12 protein-coding genes are annotated in these 17036 nt (G+C 31.1%); 7 read left to right on the forward strand and 5 right to left on the reverse strand.

The annotated features are described in order from the left end of the window. Positions 1-16 precede the first annotated feature (16 nt). Positions 17-2761, reverse strand: a complete 2745-nt coding sequence (locus tag AWE51_RS19155) for a carboxypeptidase regulatory-like domain-containing protein (RefSeq protein ID WP_066316896.1) — start codon at positions 2759-2761, stop codon at positions 17-19. A 118-nt stretch (positions 2762-2879) separates the two neighbouring features. Then, positions 2880-3701, reverse strand: coding sequence for a GLPGLI family protein (locus AWE51_RS19160; RefSeq protein ID WP_066316899.1), 822 nt, complete (start codon positions 3699-3701; stop codon positions 2880-2882). A gap of 124 nt (positions 3702-3825) precedes the next feature. Here AWE51_RS19160 and AWE51_RS19165 point away from each other — a divergent pair, with 124 nt between their 5' ends. The 4 genes from AWE51_RS19165 (at position 3826) to AWE51_RS19180 (ending at position 7462) form a co-directional block, all read left to right on the forward strand. Beyond that, positions 3826-5346 (forward strand): sensor histidine kinase, encoded by a 1521-nt coding sequence (locus tag AWE51_RS19165; protein WP_066316902.1) that lies wholly within the window; start codon positions 3826-3828, stop codon positions 5344-5346. Continuing rightward, complete coding sequence (locus tag AWE51_RS19170) at positions 5339-6019, forward strand: response regulator transcription factor (protein ID WP_066316905.1); 681 nt, start codon at positions 5339-5341, stop codon at positions 6017-6019. Before AWE51_RS19165 ends, AWE51_RS19170 begins: the two co-directional genes overlap by 8 nt. A gap of 158 nt (positions 6020-6177) precedes the next feature. Further along, the gene (locus tag AWE51_RS19175; RefSeq protein WP_066316907.1) at positions 6178-6792 is read left to right on the forward strand and encodes a deoxynucleoside kinase; all 615 of its coding nucleotides are present in this window, start codon (positions 6178-6180) and stop codon (positions 6790-6792) included. A gap of 13 nt (positions 6793-6805) precedes the next feature. Then, complete coding sequence (locus tag AWE51_RS19180) at positions 6806-7462, forward strand: DUF2461 domain-containing protein (RefSeq protein ID WP_066316909.1); 657 nt, start codon at positions 6806-6808, stop codon at positions 7460-7462. A 101-nt stretch (positions 7463-7563) separates the two neighbouring features. Here AWE51_RS19180 and AWE51_RS19185 read toward each other — a convergent pair whose 3' ends face one another. Further along, positions 7564-8433: a hypothetical protein gene (locus tag AWE51_RS19185; protein WP_066316912.1), complete on the reverse strand. Its 870-nt coding sequence runs from the start codon at positions 8431-8433 to the stop codon at positions 7564-7566. A gap of 352 nt (positions 8434-8785) precedes the next feature. Beyond that, positions 8786-10030, reverse strand: coding sequence for a 3-deoxy-D-manno-octulosonic acid transferase (locus tag AWE51_RS19190; protein ID WP_066316915.1), 1245 nt, complete (start codon positions 10028-10030; stop codon positions 8786-8788). A 191-nt stretch (positions 10031-10221) separates the two neighbouring features. Here AWE51_RS19190 and AWE51_RS19195 point away from each other — a divergent pair, with 191 nt between their 5' ends. Beyond that, positions 10222-12024, forward strand: a complete 1803-nt coding sequence (locus AWE51_RS19195) for an alpha/beta hydrolase (protein ID WP_066316918.1) — start codon at positions 10222-10224, stop codon at positions 12022-12024. Positions 12025-12283: 259 nt separating this feature from the next. Here AWE51_RS19195 and AWE51_RS19200 read toward each other — a convergent pair whose 3' ends face one another. Further along, positions 12284-12586, reverse strand: a complete 303-nt coding sequence (locus tag AWE51_RS19200; RefSeq protein WP_066316920.1) for a hypothetical protein — start codon at positions 12584-12586, stop codon at positions 12284-12286. 284 nt (positions 12587-12870) lie between these two features. Between AWE51_RS19200 and AWE51_RS19205 the strand changes: the two genes are divergently transcribed. Then, positions 12871-14037 (forward strand): DegT/DnrJ/EryC1/StrS family aminotransferase, encoded by a 1167-nt coding sequence (locus AWE51_RS19205; protein ID WP_066316922.1) that lies wholly within the window; start codon positions 12871-12873, stop codon positions 14035-14037. Positions 14038-14129: 92 nt separating this feature from the next. After that, positions 14130-17027: a DEAD/DEAH box helicase gene (locus AWE51_RS19210; RefSeq protein ID WP_066316924.1), complete on the forward strand. Its 2898-nt coding sequence runs from the start codon at positions 14130-14132 to the stop codon at positions 17025-17027. The last annotated feature ends 9 nt before the right edge of the window (positions 17028-17036 follow it).

A 17036-nucleotide genomic window follows, 5' to 3' on the forward strand; every position in this document is an offset into this window, starting at 1 on the left:
AAAACTAAGATAATAATTACAAATTATATTTTACACTTAATATCCAATATCTGGGCTGAACTGTATACCTAGAAGTGCTATTATATAGCTCATTAAAATTATCTCTATTGATACTATTTGTGTTTAACGCATTTGAGACCGAAAATTTATATTCCCAATTTTTACCTGATTTTTGATAACGTAAATCTAAATCTAAAAAGCTATATTCATTTAGTGTTCTTTGCCCATTACTGTAGTTGTAAAAGCTGTATGAAGATTTTAGCAACAGCCCCTTGGCCATGAGCCAATCTACCCGAGCGAATGGCCTACTTGTATAAAATGTAGTCTCTAATCCATTATTATCATAATCATTCACAGAAATACTATATCCTAAATCAAAGTTTGGTCCTTTCTTAAAATTCGATGACCATTCTGTGCTATATACCTGAGTAAAGCTCACACTCTCACTTGGTCTAGTATTTACAATACTATTAAAACTAGACCAATTTAAATTCACATTAAACTCTCCATTTACTTTTCCTAATGATCGACTAAATTTCCCGTTGATAGAGAATACTTGATCTGCAAAATTTGAATTAACTGATGTACTTACTGTATTAATACCATTAACAGCACTTGTACTTTTAATTGGGTTACGCCTATTAACGTAATTAACACTTGCAAAAATATTGGTATAATTAAATCTATTGAAACTAAAATAATTCAAGGTATAACTATCAAACAAAGCATTTTCTAGGTTACGATTTCCTTGTGTTAATGTATTGTAAGTATTAAAAACATAACCTGACGCTAATCTTTTAATATCTGTATAATCTGCTGTTATTGAATAATTCAATCGTAAACTTGAACTACTCTTCAGTTGAGCCAAAATAAAAAGATCTGGTAATATTTGCCATTCGTTTTGTTCAATTACGGCGCCTAATTGCCTATCTTTTAAATCATAATTATGAAGACTCACCCCTGGATTAATCGTAAAAATTCCTTTAATAAATTTATAATGTAGACTTGTATAAATATCCCTAAAATTATATTTTACATCGTTATTAAATAAATTTGACTCAAAATCATTTCTGTTTGCAGTATCTAAGATTTGAAAAATGTTTGAATCAAAATTTTGATTACTTCTTGTGATCCCGAGTGTAAAATTAAGATTATTCTTTTTGTTTAAGACATAATAATAATCTAATCTTGTATCTAATTTGTTTGTTTTTATACTTCTATCCTGATTAACATTATATCTATCTGATCTCTGTAGCGGATCGAAAACATCTGTATCTGGAGTTAAAGGGTCATTAATCTGGGTAAAGACACCTCTGAAAGGAATTTGATTTCTTATAGCATTATAAAAAGGAGTTTCTTGTTGGAAAAGGTGTTGTATTTCTAAAGAAAAAACATTTTTAGAATTATGCGTGTAATAAGCATTTACATTTTGTTGTAGAGAAAATGGAGTGTTTTCTAAATTTTCATTAATATCTTCTGAAACCCCAGCTCTTGTAGAAAGAAAAATGTTTCTCTGTTCTTGTCTAGAAAGCTTTCCAAAAATATCATAATCTAACCTAAATTTATTATTCGGTTTATAACTAGCACTTAATTTTAACAATCCTAAAGTGTTTCTCTGTTGGGTATTTTCTGAAGTTTCTTCAATAGTATTATCCGTTTCATCTAAAGTATCATCGATATATACTCTGTTTGTATTTGTTACTAAATCAACCTTAGTATCGCTTATGATACTATAACCACTAAGATCTAAAACTTTACTAGCTGTAAGACTAAAATTAGCAGCTCCAAATTTAGTATTAATCTCATTTGCTCGATTATTTTGCAATGTAGTAAAAGCAAGATCATCACCTGAAATAGAAAAGGAGGTTCCTGCTCTTCCAAAATTTCTAAAACCACCAGTAAACCTAAAATAGTCTCTTCTTGTAAACGGAACTTCACCAATATCATTAAAATCGGTAAGAACATTGATACTATAAGACGGGCTATAATAAAATAATTTAGGTTTAACTATATATCGTTCTGTTTCTCCTATTCCTGAGCCTACCGAAATATCGCCAAACCAAAAGTTCTTTTTCCCTTCTTTAAGCTTTATATTAATTGCTATTTGATCCTGAGAATTACTAAGACCTTTCATTTGACTTACATCTTCATAGTTACGAAGTACTTCTACTTTATCCAGCGCATCGGCCGGAATATTATTGGTTGCCAATTTTGAATCTCCATCAAAAAAATCTTTTCCTTCGATCATTACTTTAGAAACCGCCTTACCTTCTACTTCAATTTCTCCTTCATCATTTACTACGATCCCGGGTAGTTTTTTAAGCACATCTCCCAATTTTTTTTCAGTGCCGTTTACAAATGAATCTGTATTATAAACCAAAGTATCACCTTTTATCACAACTGGAATTTCATATACAATCTCTACTTCATCCAAATCATTTTCCTGAGGTTTCATTTCAAAATCAGCAATTATATCTCCGGTTTTCACTTCTATAGACTTAGCTTCTGCATAAAGTCCTATATAACTAACTTTAAGAACATAATTCTTATATTCTGGTACTGAAATTTTATACCTTCCATCAGAATTTGTAATCCCATACCCTACCATCGTATTATCAGATTTTAGATATGCGATTACATTTGCCATCTCTATCAAATTTCCTGTAGAATCTTTAACAACTCCTGAAATCTGTACTTTTTGAGCATTGATGATCTGGGCCATTCCGATAAGGAATACCAGTAGTTGTATTTTCTGATTCATATTTCTGATTGATTCTCTCTACTTTAGAGAGTACTTTAACAGTACTACTGTAGAGGCTTTGAATACTAATTATTTATTCTTGAACACACTATAACTGTATGTGTTTTTGATTTTATAATCACCCTCCTATTCGTATTCTAATACCATCTCCACCACCTCTTCTAGACATATGACTTTCCATTTCTCTAATTTTTTTCTCCATAATACGCTCAAACTCTTGTTCTTTAATTATTTTTCCTTTAGTAGGTTCTTTAATTTCAATTTCTTTCTTGGGATTAAGGACTATTTTAGAACATAATATGTTTTCTTCTCCATCATTGACTTCGAGTATTAAACCTGGTAATCCCCCATAGTTTCCTGGACCATTAGATATTGGAATTTCAGGAGTATACCAGGCAGTAATTGTAACCTCCTCTTCTTTAGGTTCTCCCTTTTCTTCCTCACTTTTCATAGTGCTTAACGTATTTTGAATTCGTCTCATACGTTTTGCAGTTGCCTTATAACACTGGTAAGCACCTATTTTTTTCATTTCATCTTCTAATTTCCAATCTAATTTTTCCAGATCATCCTTTATTAAAAACAGTTTACCCATCATATCTCTTTTATTAGCATATCTTTTCTCTTTTATATTTTTATATAAAACATCAGAAATACCTGATCCAGCCATAATAATAGTCATACCACCCGAAGACTTAGGTGTTTCCAGATTTTGCACCTCTTTATAAACAGATTCAGAGTTCGTAAAACTCAAAGAATATTCTCGCTGAAATTGTTTTTTAAGCATTTCCTGAATTTGTTTTTGCATATCTGCATTCATTTTAGAATCATCTGCATTAAAATCTATCTTGCGATTTGTTTTATATGTTACCACGCCCTGAAAATTTTGAGAACATAAACTCTTACATGTAAATAAGAATATCAATATTAAAACTCGTATCATAACTTTTGTTTTTTTGATTTATACAGTACAAATATGTGAAGTCAATATCAATCTATGAGTTAACCAGTGTTAACGTGTGTTAACCGATTCGTTTTATATAGGATAAGAATCTTACTTTTGGATTATGCGAAAAGGAAGTTACCAGAGTATTATCTATTTTATTGCTAGCGTGATTATGATCACATTAGCAATTCAAGTTTACTGGAATTATAAAAATTATAGAACAGGAAAACAGCAATTAATAAATGAAGTACAAATCAGTCTAGACAATGCTGTTGATGAATACTTCACAGAGCTCGCCAAAGAAAGTACCGTTTTTATAATGACTGATCGTATGTTATCAGAAACGGTAAAGCGTGAAGAAGCTTTTAAAAATCGAAGAATTGCCTTTCAAAACTTTACACGTATAGATTCTTTTGACCTAAATAAAGATGTAAAGATTTCGGTTGTAAAGGACTCGGCAACACAGAACATTCATATCTTAAAAGGTCCTAATTTATCAAAAGAAGAAATCATAAAATGCCAATCCGACCTTATGTCGCATCTTGTAAAACATGAGGAAGATAACAAGTCGTATAATAAAGATAGTATAAATGACGTATTTAAAAGTCTTGCCTCAAAAGCCATTATATCTATTGCACAAGACTCTCTAAATCTTTCAAGAATAGACACATTGGTTTTTAGAGAATTATCTCGAAAAAACATCAATATTGATTATGGTCTTAAGTATACCAACTCCCTTAGAGAAAAAAAAGAGATTAATACACGTATTGTTAAATCTGCGGTTTTACAAACCACATCAAAATCGTCATTTTTACCAGAAATAAGTACATTAGAATTGTTTTTTGTCAATGAAAAATTGACAATTTTTAAGAAGAACTTAGTCGGAATTCTACTATCATTTATATTATTAAGTGCAGTAATCGCAAGCTTATTATTTTTATTACGAATCATAAATAAGCAAAAACAATTGGCAGAATTAAAAAATGACTTGATCAGCAATATAACGCATGAATTTAAAACTCCTATTGCAACCATAAATGCCGCTCTAGAAGGAATTCAAAATTTCAATCCAGAAAATGATCCTGAAAAAACAAAAAAATATGTAGAGATGTCTTCTAATCAACTTTATAAGTTAAACATTATGGTTGAAAAAATTTTAGAAACAGCTACCCTAGATAGTGATAAACTACAATTAGATCTTGAAGATGTGGATATCATATCCTTGATAAAGAGTATCTCACAAAAACACAAAAATAATACACCAAATAAAAGTATAACGTTTACCTCTTCTCACTCAAACATGGTGACGAGTTTAGATGTTTTTCATTTTGAAAACGCTATAAATAATATTATCGATAATGCCATAAAATATGGAGGTAGTATCATAGGCATATCCATAAAAAAGACCAGTAACCACATTACTATAGAAATTACAGATAATGGATCAGAACTTACTAAAGCACATAAAGATAGAATATTCGAAAAATTCTATCGCGTTCCGAAAGGTAATACTCATAACATCAAAGGTTTTGGAATAGGCTTGTTTTATACTAAAATCATTGTTGAAAAACACAAAGGCGTCGTACAACTTATACTAGACAAAGGGCTAACAAACTTCAAAATTACCTTGCCGAATGAATAAAACAATAGAAATAATAGTAGCCGAAGACGAACCATCTTTAGGTCAAATTATTAAAGAAAGTTTAGAGACTAGAAATTTTAACGTTCATCTTGCACAAGATGGTGAAGAAGCATATACGCTTTATAAAACAAAAAGCGCTAAACTTATTGTACTTGACGTTATGATGCCCAAAAAAGACGGTTTCACATTAGCCAAAGAAATTAGAAAAGAAGATGATACAATACCGATTATTTTCTTGACAGCAAAGTCACAAACACATGATGTTGTTGAAGGTTTCATGATAGGGGGGAATGATTATCTCAAAAAACCTTTTAGTATGGAAGAACTAATTGTGAGAATAAATAACCTACTTCATCGTAGCGCCCTGCAAAAAAAGACAGAAATCATTTCTATTGGAATATACACCTTTGACTTTACAAAACAACTACTCTGCCATGATCAACAAACCCAACAATTAACTCATAGAGAAGCTCATTTACTATTTCACTTAGTAAAAAACAAAAATCAAGTATTAGACAGGTCTATGATACTTAAAAAATTGTGGGGTGACGACGATTTTTTTAATGGAAGAAGTATGGATGTTTTCATAAGTAAACTTCGTAAAAAACTAAAACAGGATGACACTATAAAAATTATAAATGTTAGAGGCTATGGTTATAAATTAGTATATTAAATACCTCTATTCGCTTTTAAAACCCTAAATAACTTCTATATATAACACATATCTTATAGAAATTCTTTTCTATCCTTTTTACGTTACTCATAAAATCCACTATATTTACCCCATACTTTAGTATTTAGTTTACAACAGCCCAAGAAAAATAATCGAATATGCATATAGCTATAGCTGGAAACATCGGTGCCGGAAAAACAACTTTGACCCGATTGCTTGCTAAACATTACAGATGGGAAGCTCATTTTGAAGATGTATTAGAAAATCCATATTTAGAAGATTTCTATAATAAAATGGAACGATGGTCCTTCAATCTTCAAATTTACTTTCTAAACAGTCGTTTTAGACAAATCCTTGATATTCGAGAAAGCGGAAAAGATATCATTCAAGATAGAACCATATATGAAGATGCCTATATTTTTGCACCAAATCTTCATGCTATGGGACTGATGACAAATCGTGATTTTGAAAATTATAGATCTCTCTTTGATCTTATGGAAAACGTAGTAGAAGGTCCTGATCTGCTTATATATCTTAGAAGTAGTATTCCTAATCTAGTTGCTCAAATCCATAAACGCGGACGAGAGTATGAAAACACGATTAGTATCGATTATCTAAGTCGATTAAATGAACGTTATGAAGCGTGGGCACACGATTATGATAAAGGCAATCTTCTTATTGTAGATGTTGATAATCTTAATTTTGTAGATAACCCTGAAGATTTAGGTAACATTATTAATCGAATAGATGCAGAGTTAAATGGATTATTCTAAGCTGTAACCTTGTATGGATTTTAATATCTTGTTTGAGTTTCTTCACGATCTTCAAAATAATAACCATAAAGATTGGATGGATGCCAATCGAAAGCAATATCATTCGGTTAGAAATTCATTCGTGAAATGGCTAGACCAAGTAGACGGTAAACTAACGACAATAGACCCAGAGTACTACCCTACCCCTGGCAAAAAGGGTATTAATCGTATAAATAATAATTTACTCTTTCACCCTAACAAACCTGTTTATAAGGATCATTTTGGTGCAGGATTAGATCAACGTACAAAACAAGGAGATTTTTATATACATATTGGCCTATCAGAATGCTTAATAGCTGGTGGCTACTGGAAACCCGACAACAAAATTTTAAATAGTATACGAGAGGCAATAGACTATGATGGAGAAAAATTAATCAATATTCTTAATAAGAAAAGTTTTAAAAATGTATTTGGTGGCTTGTTACCAGATGAAGACAAATTAAAAACAGCTCCTAAAGGCTATTCTTCTGATCATCAACATATAGATTTGTTGCGACATAAAACTTTTGCGGTTATTCACCCTTTAAATAGAGAAGACATTCTCAAAGATGATTTTATGGATAGAGTACTTACTGTTTACAAAGAAATGCTTCCGTTTAGAAGGTATTTGAATCAGGCCGTTACCGTTTAATTTCTGAATAAGATTGCAACATAAACTATTGAAAAAGCGAAAGGCATATGAGTAATACCCTTCGCTTATTATTGGCATCTATACAACCACATCAAAAAGGATTAGTGAAATCTAGTATACGATCTATATGACCCGTTTGATGAAATTCTGGTTCGTACTACTTTTCTTTCTGTATTTGTTGATGTCAAATAATTTGCCCACCATATTCCGTTATCAAAGTCTACTTGATACTTAAGAAACCATTTATAGTCAGACCATGGCCATATCCCATCTTTTTCCCAAGCGTAAAACTGTACACGAACTCTACCACAAATTACATTTGTCCAAGTACGCGTATCATCTAATTCTCTCCAAGCTCCTCCAAAATATGAGCTTCTAGTAAGTGGTGAAGTTCTTGCCCCTTCATCACAAAATTCTATATTCGAAGGCGTAGAAGATACCGGTGCATTACAATACGTATTTCTAAAATTCGTAGCACCAACATTATAACAAGCAGCTTTTTCTGTTAATTCAGCATAGGCATCATCTAGTATTTCAAGATATTCCTCTGACTTTAATACCTGTCGACCAGAAGATTTTAACACATCTTTGTTTGCCGTCATAGCAATTCGATTGGGCACCAATACATTTTGCGCTGTGACTTGAGCAAAAACATCAAAAGCAGTCATCTCTTTATCATTGATCAATCCTTTTTCCTGATTAATCAAGGCTTCTCCGTATAATCGTTCTACGACTACCATCTCATCCTCTTGTCCTAAAGCGATGAAATTAAATTCATGTCCGTCTTTTTGCACTTTGGCTATCGAGCGAAAATCTTGAGAAACTTCTGTAGGAAGTACAGCATCTTTAGTTGGTTCTTCATTAAGTTCTGCTTTTGAATCTCCCTCTATTACTTCTTCCTTTTCACAAGCAATAAACCCTATACTTAGGATAATTGCCATCATCGTCATTTTTAAAAATTGTTTTTTCATAATTAATTTAGTTTTAAAAGTTTGTTTGCCCCCTATGATATTTGGTTGTATCAGATACAACTAATTTTCAAGAGCAAATCTAGACGGCATGCACATAAAGATCAAGGAACAAATCTCCTATTTTAAAAAGGAAAAAACCCTTGATAATGAGGGGTTTAAATTTCAAAAAAAATACCTAAAAGACTATTTAGCAGTACGGTAAAACCGTTTTCTATTCCTTTAAAACATAATATGTTTTGAAATAAGAATTAGTTTTTTATAAAAAAATCGAAAGTATATTCTTTTAGAAAAAAAGATTAATTAGTTCTTGTTAAAACAAGCACAAGGGATAAATTGATTTTAAGAAAAGGGGTTACTTATTAAGTAACTTTTTAAGATAATTAATAATCAAATTAGTAGCTCCAGTATTACTATTAATAAAGTGTCCTGCAATCATCCCAGTCTTTTCTCGAAATTGTTTATCATTAATGAGCTTACTCGTTATCTCACTAAACTCATCAGAACTTGATACAGAAAATAATCCCGCCAATTTTTGAAGTTGTTTTGCTTCTCGAAATTTCTCAAAATTCTTTCCTATTATAATCGGAATTCCAAAAGTAGCAGGTTCTAAAATATTATGAAGTCCACCTGTTCCCATAGCACCGCCAACATATGCGATATCTCCATAGCTATACACTCTAGATAAATATCCGATCGTATCCATAACAAATACCTGATAAGACTTTAAGTCTTTACCATCTTTCTCTGAATATAAAACAGTTTTCTTTTTAACTTTTTCCTGTAATTGCTTCATTGCAGTAGTTTTAAATTCATGAGGAGCAATTATGAAGCATATCTCGTCTGAAGCTGTATTGACAAAATCAACAAAAACAGTTTCGTCTTCTGGCCAGGAACTACCCATCACAATACAAACTTTATTCCCAATAAATTCCTCAATGAAGTCAACTTGATTATCCATTTCGATCTGATGTGAAACCCTATCAAAACGAGTATCCCCACTTAATGTACTATTTGTAAATCCATGTTTAGCAAGTAAACTTTCAGAAATTTTATCTTGCACAAAAAAATGATTTATTGTTTTTAAAGCATTACGCATAAAACCACCATACCATTTAAAAAATGCTTGATCCTCTCTAAAACTAGTCGATATAAAAACCGTTGGGATATTTTGTGTCTTAAGTCTATTTAAAAAATTTGGCCAAAACTCATATTTAACAAATACAGCTAATTCTGGTTGTACAAGCTCTATAAATCGTTTGGCATTAACTTTTGTATCTATTGGTAAGTATATAATAACATCTGCTAGAGTACTGTTTTTTTTTGCCTCATATCCTGAAGGTGAAAAAAAAGTAACCAACAGTTTATGATTTGGATATTGTTTTTTTAAAGATTCCATAACAGGAACTCCCTGTTCATATTCTCCCAAAGAAGCACAATGAAACCATAACACTCTATGATTAACCAACATTTCTTCTTCTAACAATCGAAAAACATGTTTTCTTCCCGATACAAACAATTTCAGTTTAGAACTTAACAAACTAACTACAGGAAGTATCCCATTAAATATTGAGATTAAGATGTTGTACAAAATACCCAAAAATGATGCTTTTTTAATGAGTTGCTAAAATACTGCGCTATTTCCTTTAAAAAAAGACATACCAAATTTAAAAGTCTTCGCTTCTTTTTTTATCAATACAACACAAAAAAGACTAGAAAATAAATTATTATCTATTTTTTGTCTTAAAAAATTAATAATTTAATACAATTATTCACACAAACTCAATATCTATGAAATTAAAAACTACTTTAATTGCTTTATTTTCGTGCGTTCTCGTTTGCGCACAAAACTTTAGAGAAGTTCAACTTCCTACACCCGACAAATTAAACCCATTATTTATTGGTCCACTTGTTAAATCTACTATTCATTATGGTGTTACCCCTCCAAATTACAATGGTAAAGTAATTGTATTCAACCATGGTTACATTGATCTTAACCAAGGGCAATTTCTTTTTGACAATTCGTTTTATCAAGATACTTATAATGAAGGCTATCAAGCTATTTTTGTTGCCACCACCAGAGGCAAAGGCATTTGGGTAAATGGTAAATTATTAGCAGACGCTATTGATATTATAACTGATCGATTTAATGTTCCTGACATCTATTTAGTAGGTCATAGTAATGGCGGTAAAGCAGCAGAAGCTGCAATGTTTCAGTATCAAAAAAACAACAAAGTTACAAAGGCCTTTGCATTGGGTACTCCATTTTGGGGAACGTACCTAGCCGATATCTCTCAAATGCCATGGCTTAATTGGGCATGGAGTCTTACGGGATTAAATGAGGGAGCACGGACCTCAACCACCTATTATTGTAGAGACGTTGTACGTCCATATTTGGATAATCACCCAGATAATCAACCTGAAAAATTTGTAGTATTAGGAGCTTCAGGGTTTTATAAAGGATCAACAATTGCAGCTGCAGCATTCTTACTTACTGGAGGAATACTTTTACCCGTACAAGGAGCAAATGATGGTGTAGCACCTTATACTAGTACACTTAGACCCGGAGCAACTTATGTTTTCAAAAAAAACGACTCAAGAGCTATTTTTGATCATCTAGATGTTGGGTTAGGTCAGTTTAGTTGGCCATATATAAAATCTTATATCGAAAATCGTTCTCAAAAAAATAGCGCTACTTCAAATTCGACTTTATATGACTCCAAAATAGAGAGTGACTATTATATCATATCTTCTGAAAATAAATACGATAAAATTTTACTTGATAAGAATAGTAAATATGCCATGGCAGAAATTTTGCACGAAAAACCATCTAGCGAGTTTAACATTTTTGACAAAAACAATACCAAAATAAAATTTTCAAAAAACCTAAGCCCTGTAAAGCACAAAACGATTATTTCTATTACCGAAAATAACGTCACCATTAAAAGTGATTCAAAATATGCTGCTTTTGTAAAACAAAACAATAGCATAAAAATGTCATTAGATAAAATTAGCCAAAGTAACTATCCTGTCTTAAAAGTAAGTTTTGAAGCAACTAAAAATGATATTAATTTGTTAGTAAATTCAAAAGCACGAGGGGTAATTACTAGAACTAGTAAAATAGACGGCACTCCTGTAAAAAGTGCTCCAGAGATAATCATTTTCGAAAAAAAAGGTGAGCATTATTATTTTGACTCCAAAAATTTAGAAGAAGGTATATATAGTCTGTTTCTAAATGGGGAAAGCGCTGGAAATTTTAAGCGAAGTATTATTTCTGGTTTTGTAGTTGGTGATGTTAAAAACAGTTTAACCAAGACAGTAAATAACACCCCTACTGATAAACCTCAAAAATCAATTAGATTAATTCCTAACTCGGTTAAAAATAACGCCTCACTCTACATTGGAGAACAAAATACAACTAAAAACCTTTTAATTACAATATATGACACAACGGGTAAAACAATTAAAGATTTTAAAAGAAGAATACATCAACATGGTAAAGTAGATATTTCTGAAGATTTAAAGTATCTATCTCCGGGTATTTATCTTTTAAAAGTAAATGATTTTAAAATCATACGATTCCTGAAAAATTAATCGTTTCCCTCCTTAAGCAAAGTATCTTAAATAGCGTTCTGCATAAGATACTTTGCTTTTTGTTTAAAATACCTTTTTAATATTGCATACTTATAAATTAAATGATCTAACATAAAAATACAACCATGCCTATCTGGGAATAAACATGGTTATACAGTAAACAAATTATTATGATTTAAGAGTAATTAGGTAATTTTCTTAAAAAAATAAATCTCTTATACACGCGTAGTTGGTTTTACATGTTAGAGATATATGGATATTAACATCCAAAAAATGGTTTGATTGAATCTGGTAGGAAATCACAAATATTAAAATCGTTATCTCCGTCACCAGTACCATCTTCCGAAGATGAAGAACAACTTGCCGATACTCCTCCATTACACTCAAATGTATCGATAATCTCTCCATTTTGAGAAACTGTTATCACCCCATTAGAAGAAGAAGCTGAGACACTATTTCCTGCATAATTTCGTACCCCGCAATCTGTTGTTACTGTACAATCAGCATTACAAACTCCTACAAAAGCAACTATCATAGCTACTGTTAAAAACTTTTTTTTCATGATTAAAAATTAAATTGATAAAACTGTAATTAAAAAAAGTATATGTTCTATACCTAGGATTTAAATGTAGATCAATACTAAGAATAAAAAGAGGTGACTTTTATTAAATAAGAGTTTGAATGTATGAAGTGACATTTTTAGTGTATGTATTATATTTCTTTACCTATTACTATATATATTATCAATGTCATTTCATTTGTCATGTCGCATTGCTATTTCCTTAAAATCTCATTGGCTATAGTATCAATATTTCGTACTTTCGTGAGGTTACAAGAAACACATCTATGAAGAAAATACAAATGGTTGATCTTAAGGGTCAATACGAGCAAATAAAAGAGCAAGTAGATTCGTCTGTACTTGATGTAATACAGTCGACAGCCTTTATTAATGGACCTGAAGTTCATAATTTTCAAAAAGAATTAGAAGAATACTTAAATATAAAACACGTTATCCCATGTGCAAATGGCACAGATGCCTTACAAATTGCCATGATGGGTTTAGGGCTAAAACCAGGTGACGAAGTGATTACTGCAGATTTTACTTTTGCAGCCACTGTTGAAGTAATTGCTTTATTACAACTAACACCTGTACTGGTAGATGTAGAACCAGACTCTTTTAATATTGATCCAAAAGCCATTAGAAAAGCTATAACTCCAAAAACGAAAGCTATAGTACCAGTTCATTTGTTTGGCCAAGCTGCTAATATGGATGAAATTATGGAAATTGCCAACGAACATAAATTATTTGTTATTGAAGATAATGCACAAGGGATTGGTGCAGATTATAAGTCTCAAGATGGAAAAACTCTAAAAACGGGAACTATAGGCCATATTGCTTCTACTTCATTTTTCCCTTCTAAAAACTTAGGTTGTTATGGGGATGGAGGTGCTATTTTTACTAACAATGATGAATTGGCGCATACCATTCGTGGGATTGTAAATCACGGTATGTATAAGAGGTATCACCACGATGTAGTGGGTGTAAACTCAAGGTTGGATTCTATCCAAGCTGCCGTTCTAAGAGCAAAACTTCCTAATTTAGATCAATATAATAACGCTAGAAGAGCAGCTGCCAGAAAATATAATAAAGCTTTCGAAGGCATTTCTAATATCATCACCCCGCAAATAAAAGGAAATGGTTGTGCAACCAATCATGATACCATTTGCGATACGTGCAATTGTCATGTTTTTCATCAATACACTCTAAAAGTAATAGATGTAGATCGTGATGCTCTTGCGCAACACCTTAATGAAAAAGGCATTCCTTGTGGTGTTTATTACCCTATACCTCTACATAGTCAAAAAGCATATCTTGATGAAAGATATAACGAAGCTGATTTCACTGTTACAAATCAACTAGTAAAAGAAGTTATTTCATTACCCATGCACACAGAATTGGATAATGAACAAATCGACTTTATTACCAAAACTATTATTGACTTTGTAAGTTAAATTCAAATAAAAAAACAAAAGTATAGTATGATTTGAGAGTGTTCTCAGGGCATATTATATTCAATTACTAAACTTAAGCATTAAATATCTAAATGGATTCTTTTCGTATCTGTTATAATCTTACGCCTTACGATTCTCTAGGGCTACCACCTCTTCCTGAAGCATATATTGTATCTGTAAAAGATAATCTTTTAAGCTATGTTGAAAAACAAGCTACATTAAATACCTTAGACAGTTTACATATTAATTATAAGGATTCACCTCATGAGCAAATCCTTGAATTATGTGATGCATTAAAACCAATTGTTTTAGAACAACGATTTCAGCCTAAAAAAAGCAGAAAAAAGTTAAAACTAGCAGCACTATTAGAAAATCAAACGACTAAAGAACTGGTTGTTTCTTTTGTAAATAGAAAACTAGCAACATTTTATATGTTGATTAACGAAAATAAATACCCTATTTGCTATAATGCTAATAGAAAGGATCCTGCTGAAATATACAGAATTCAACATCAAGAAAAAGCATTAGAACCATTACTTAAATTCATCAAAACCGATGATGGAATCGAATACTCTTTCTCACTTAGTGATCATCAAAAAGAATACATTCCTTCTCAACATAACATTGTTATTTTATTAAATGATCCATCATGGATTATTCTCAATAAAAAAATATACCAAATCAGTAATTTAAATGCGAATAAATTAAAACCATTTTTCACAAAAGATGTGATAACTATTGCTCAAAAGCACATCAAAACATATGTTGAAAAAATCATAATTCCGGTGATCAAAAATGTCAATATATCCGCAATTGGTTTTGATGTATCTACCAAAAGTGAAATCACCGCGTACACTATAGAAATCATTCAGGATTTTATCGCCGACAAGTATGTCATAAAAGTAAGTTTTGAATATCAATCTAGTATTTTTGATTGTAATGAAACTAAAAAAACGGCCTCTCAAGTACTATTTGATGAAGGCGGACAACTACAAATTATTCAAACTAAAAGAAACACAGAAGAAGAACAAAAAATCATTGATCTTTTAATAAATAAAGGACTACACCTTAACAATAATCGATTATTAGAAACTTCTTCACAAGATCCTTTTTCTATATTTGAATGGTATCGAGAGTATAAAAATCAACTTACAGAAGATGGCTTCACTTCAATTATCCCGCAAATTGAAGATAAAGATATAGCCTTAGCTTCCTACACTATTGATTTTAAAAACCAAAAAAAAAATGATTGGTTTGATATAAAGGGTATTATTACGATAGGAGATTTTAAAATTCCGTTTTCAAAATTTGTAGATAATATTAAACAAAACAATCGTATTTTTTCTATAGATGATGATACCGTTTTTTTGATTCCAGAATCCTGGATGACTAGATATAAAAAGCTAGCTAATTTTGGCAAAGTAAATGATGATACACTTATTATCAATAAAAGTAATTATACAATACTACAGGAGGTTCTTCCTCCTGAAGAAGTGGATTTAAAACCTGCTACAGAAATTGTATATACCCAATCACCTTTACTTAAAGCTACTTTACGTCCTTATCAAGAAGAAGGGGTACAATGGTTGGTAAAGCACTATAATAATCAACTAGGTGCATGTTTAGCCGATGATATGGGTTTAGGAAAAACATTACAAACTATAGCGATGCTTGTTTTTGCAAAAGAACAACTAAAACTTGTAAAAGGCACAACAAAAAATGTTAGACTAGATCTATTTGATGATCCATTAGAGGTAAAAAAATACCTTAAGGCTCTAATTATATTACCATCATCACTAATATTTAATTGGGCACAAGAAATTTTGAAATTTGCACCACATTTTAGCATTGCAAAATACACTGGAGCGACAAGAAAAGAAATAGTACCATATCTTCAAGATTATGATGTTATTTTAACTACCTATGCCACTGCTGCAAAAGACATTAAGGTTCTTGAAAAAATCAACTTCAATTACTTGATATTAGACGAGAGTCAACAAATTAAAAATAAAGAATCTAAAGTATTTACTGCAATAAATACTATTAATGTTACTCATAAAATATCATTAAGTGGTACCCCCATAGAAAATTCGTTATCTGATCTTTGGTCGCAAATGCAGTTTATTAATCCTGGAATCTTAGGAAGCTTTCCTTTTTTTAAGGAACATTTTAAAATTCCGATAGAAAAGCATAGAAATCAAGATCGTATCGAAGTACTAAAAGGTCTTATCGATCCTTTTATTTTAAGGCGTACCAAAGAACAAGTAGCCAAAGATTTACCCGCTCTTACAGAACAGATCATTTACACCGAAATGTTACCTGCACAAGAAAAACAATATGAATCTGAAAAATCGGCAACCCGCAATGCTTTACTTGGTATAGATACCCAAACTAATAACAAAATTCACATTCTTAACTCATTAAATAAGTTAAGACAATTAGCCAATCACCCAAAATTAGTCTTTTCTAAAACAGAGACAACATCGGGTAAATTTATAGATGTAACCAATTATATTTCCACTCTTGCAAAATCAAATAAAAAAGTACTTGTATTTAGCTCCTTTGTATCTCACCTAGAATTATACACTAACTGGTGTGATCAAGAAAATTTAAGTTACACTGTTTTAACTGGGCAAACTAAAAGTGAAGATCGGGAACAAAATGTAAAAGATTTTCAAGAGAATCAGGATATCTCTGTATTTTTCATCTCACTAAAAGCTGGTGGTGTAGGTCTTAATCTTACCAAAGCTTCATATGTTATCCTATTAGACCCATGGTGGAATCCTTTTATTGAAAAACAAGCAATAGCAAGAGCACACAGAATAGGTCAAACACAACCTGTAACGGTAACACGATTTATTACTAAAAATACTATTGAAGAGAAAATTATACAATTACAACAAAAAAAGAAAGTATTATCAAATGATATTATTGCTACCGATTCGATCCCTGATTATATCGATGAAGATTTAGAAGAATTGTTAAAATAGACCGTAATA

The organism is Aquimarina aggregata (assembly GCF_001632745.1).
Classification (GTDB): Bacteria; Bacteroidota; Bacteroidia; order Flavobacteriales; family Flavobacteriaceae; genus Aquimarina; species Aquimarina aggregata.

Excerpts from the sequence above, each read along its gene's own strand:
- AWE51_RS19200 (WP_066316920.1), bottom strand. The coding sequence starts at position 12,586 with ATGAAAAAAAAGTTTTTAACAGTAGCTATGATAGTTGCTTTTGTAGGA.
- AWE51_RS19170 (WP_066316905.1), top strand. The coding sequence starts at position 5,339 with ATGAATAAAACAATAGAAATAATAGTAGCCGAAGACGAACCATCTTTA.
- AWE51_RS19205 (WP_066316922.1), top strand. The coding sequence starts at position 12,871 with ATGAAGAAAATACAAATGGTTGATCTTAAGGGTCAATACGAGCAAATA.
- AWE51_RS19210 (WP_066316924.1), top strand. The coding sequence starts at position 14,130 with ATGGATTCTTTTCGTATCTGTTATAATCTTACGCCTTACGATTCTCTA.
- AWE51_RS19180 (WP_066316909.1), top strand. The coding sequence starts at position 6,806 with ATGGATTTTAATATCTTGTTTGAGTTTCTTCACGATCTTCAAAATAAT.
- AWE51_RS19160 (WP_066316899.1), bottom strand. The coding sequence starts at position 3,701 with ATGATACGAGTTTTAATATTGATATTCTTATTTACATGTAAGAGTTTA.
- AWE51_RS19175 (WP_066316907.1), top strand. The coding sequence starts at position 6,178 with ATGCATATAGCTATAGCTGGAAACATCGGTGCCGGAAAAACAACTTTG.
- AWE51_RS19185 (WP_066316912.1), bottom strand. The coding sequence starts at position 8,433 with ATGAAAAAACAATTTTTAAAAATGACGATGATGGCAATTATCCTAAGT.
- AWE51_RS19165 (WP_066316902.1), top strand. The coding sequence starts at position 3,826 with ATGCGAAAAGGAAGTTACCAGAGTATTATCTATTTTATTGCTAGCGTG.
- AWE51_RS19195 (WP_066316918.1), top strand. The coding sequence starts at position 10,222 with ATGAAATTAAAAACTACTTTAATTGCTTTATTTTCGTGCGTTCTCGTT.
- AWE51_RS19155 (WP_066316896.1), bottom strand. The coding sequence starts at position 2,761 with ATGAATCAGAAAATACAACTACTGGTATTCCTTATCGGAATGGCCCAG.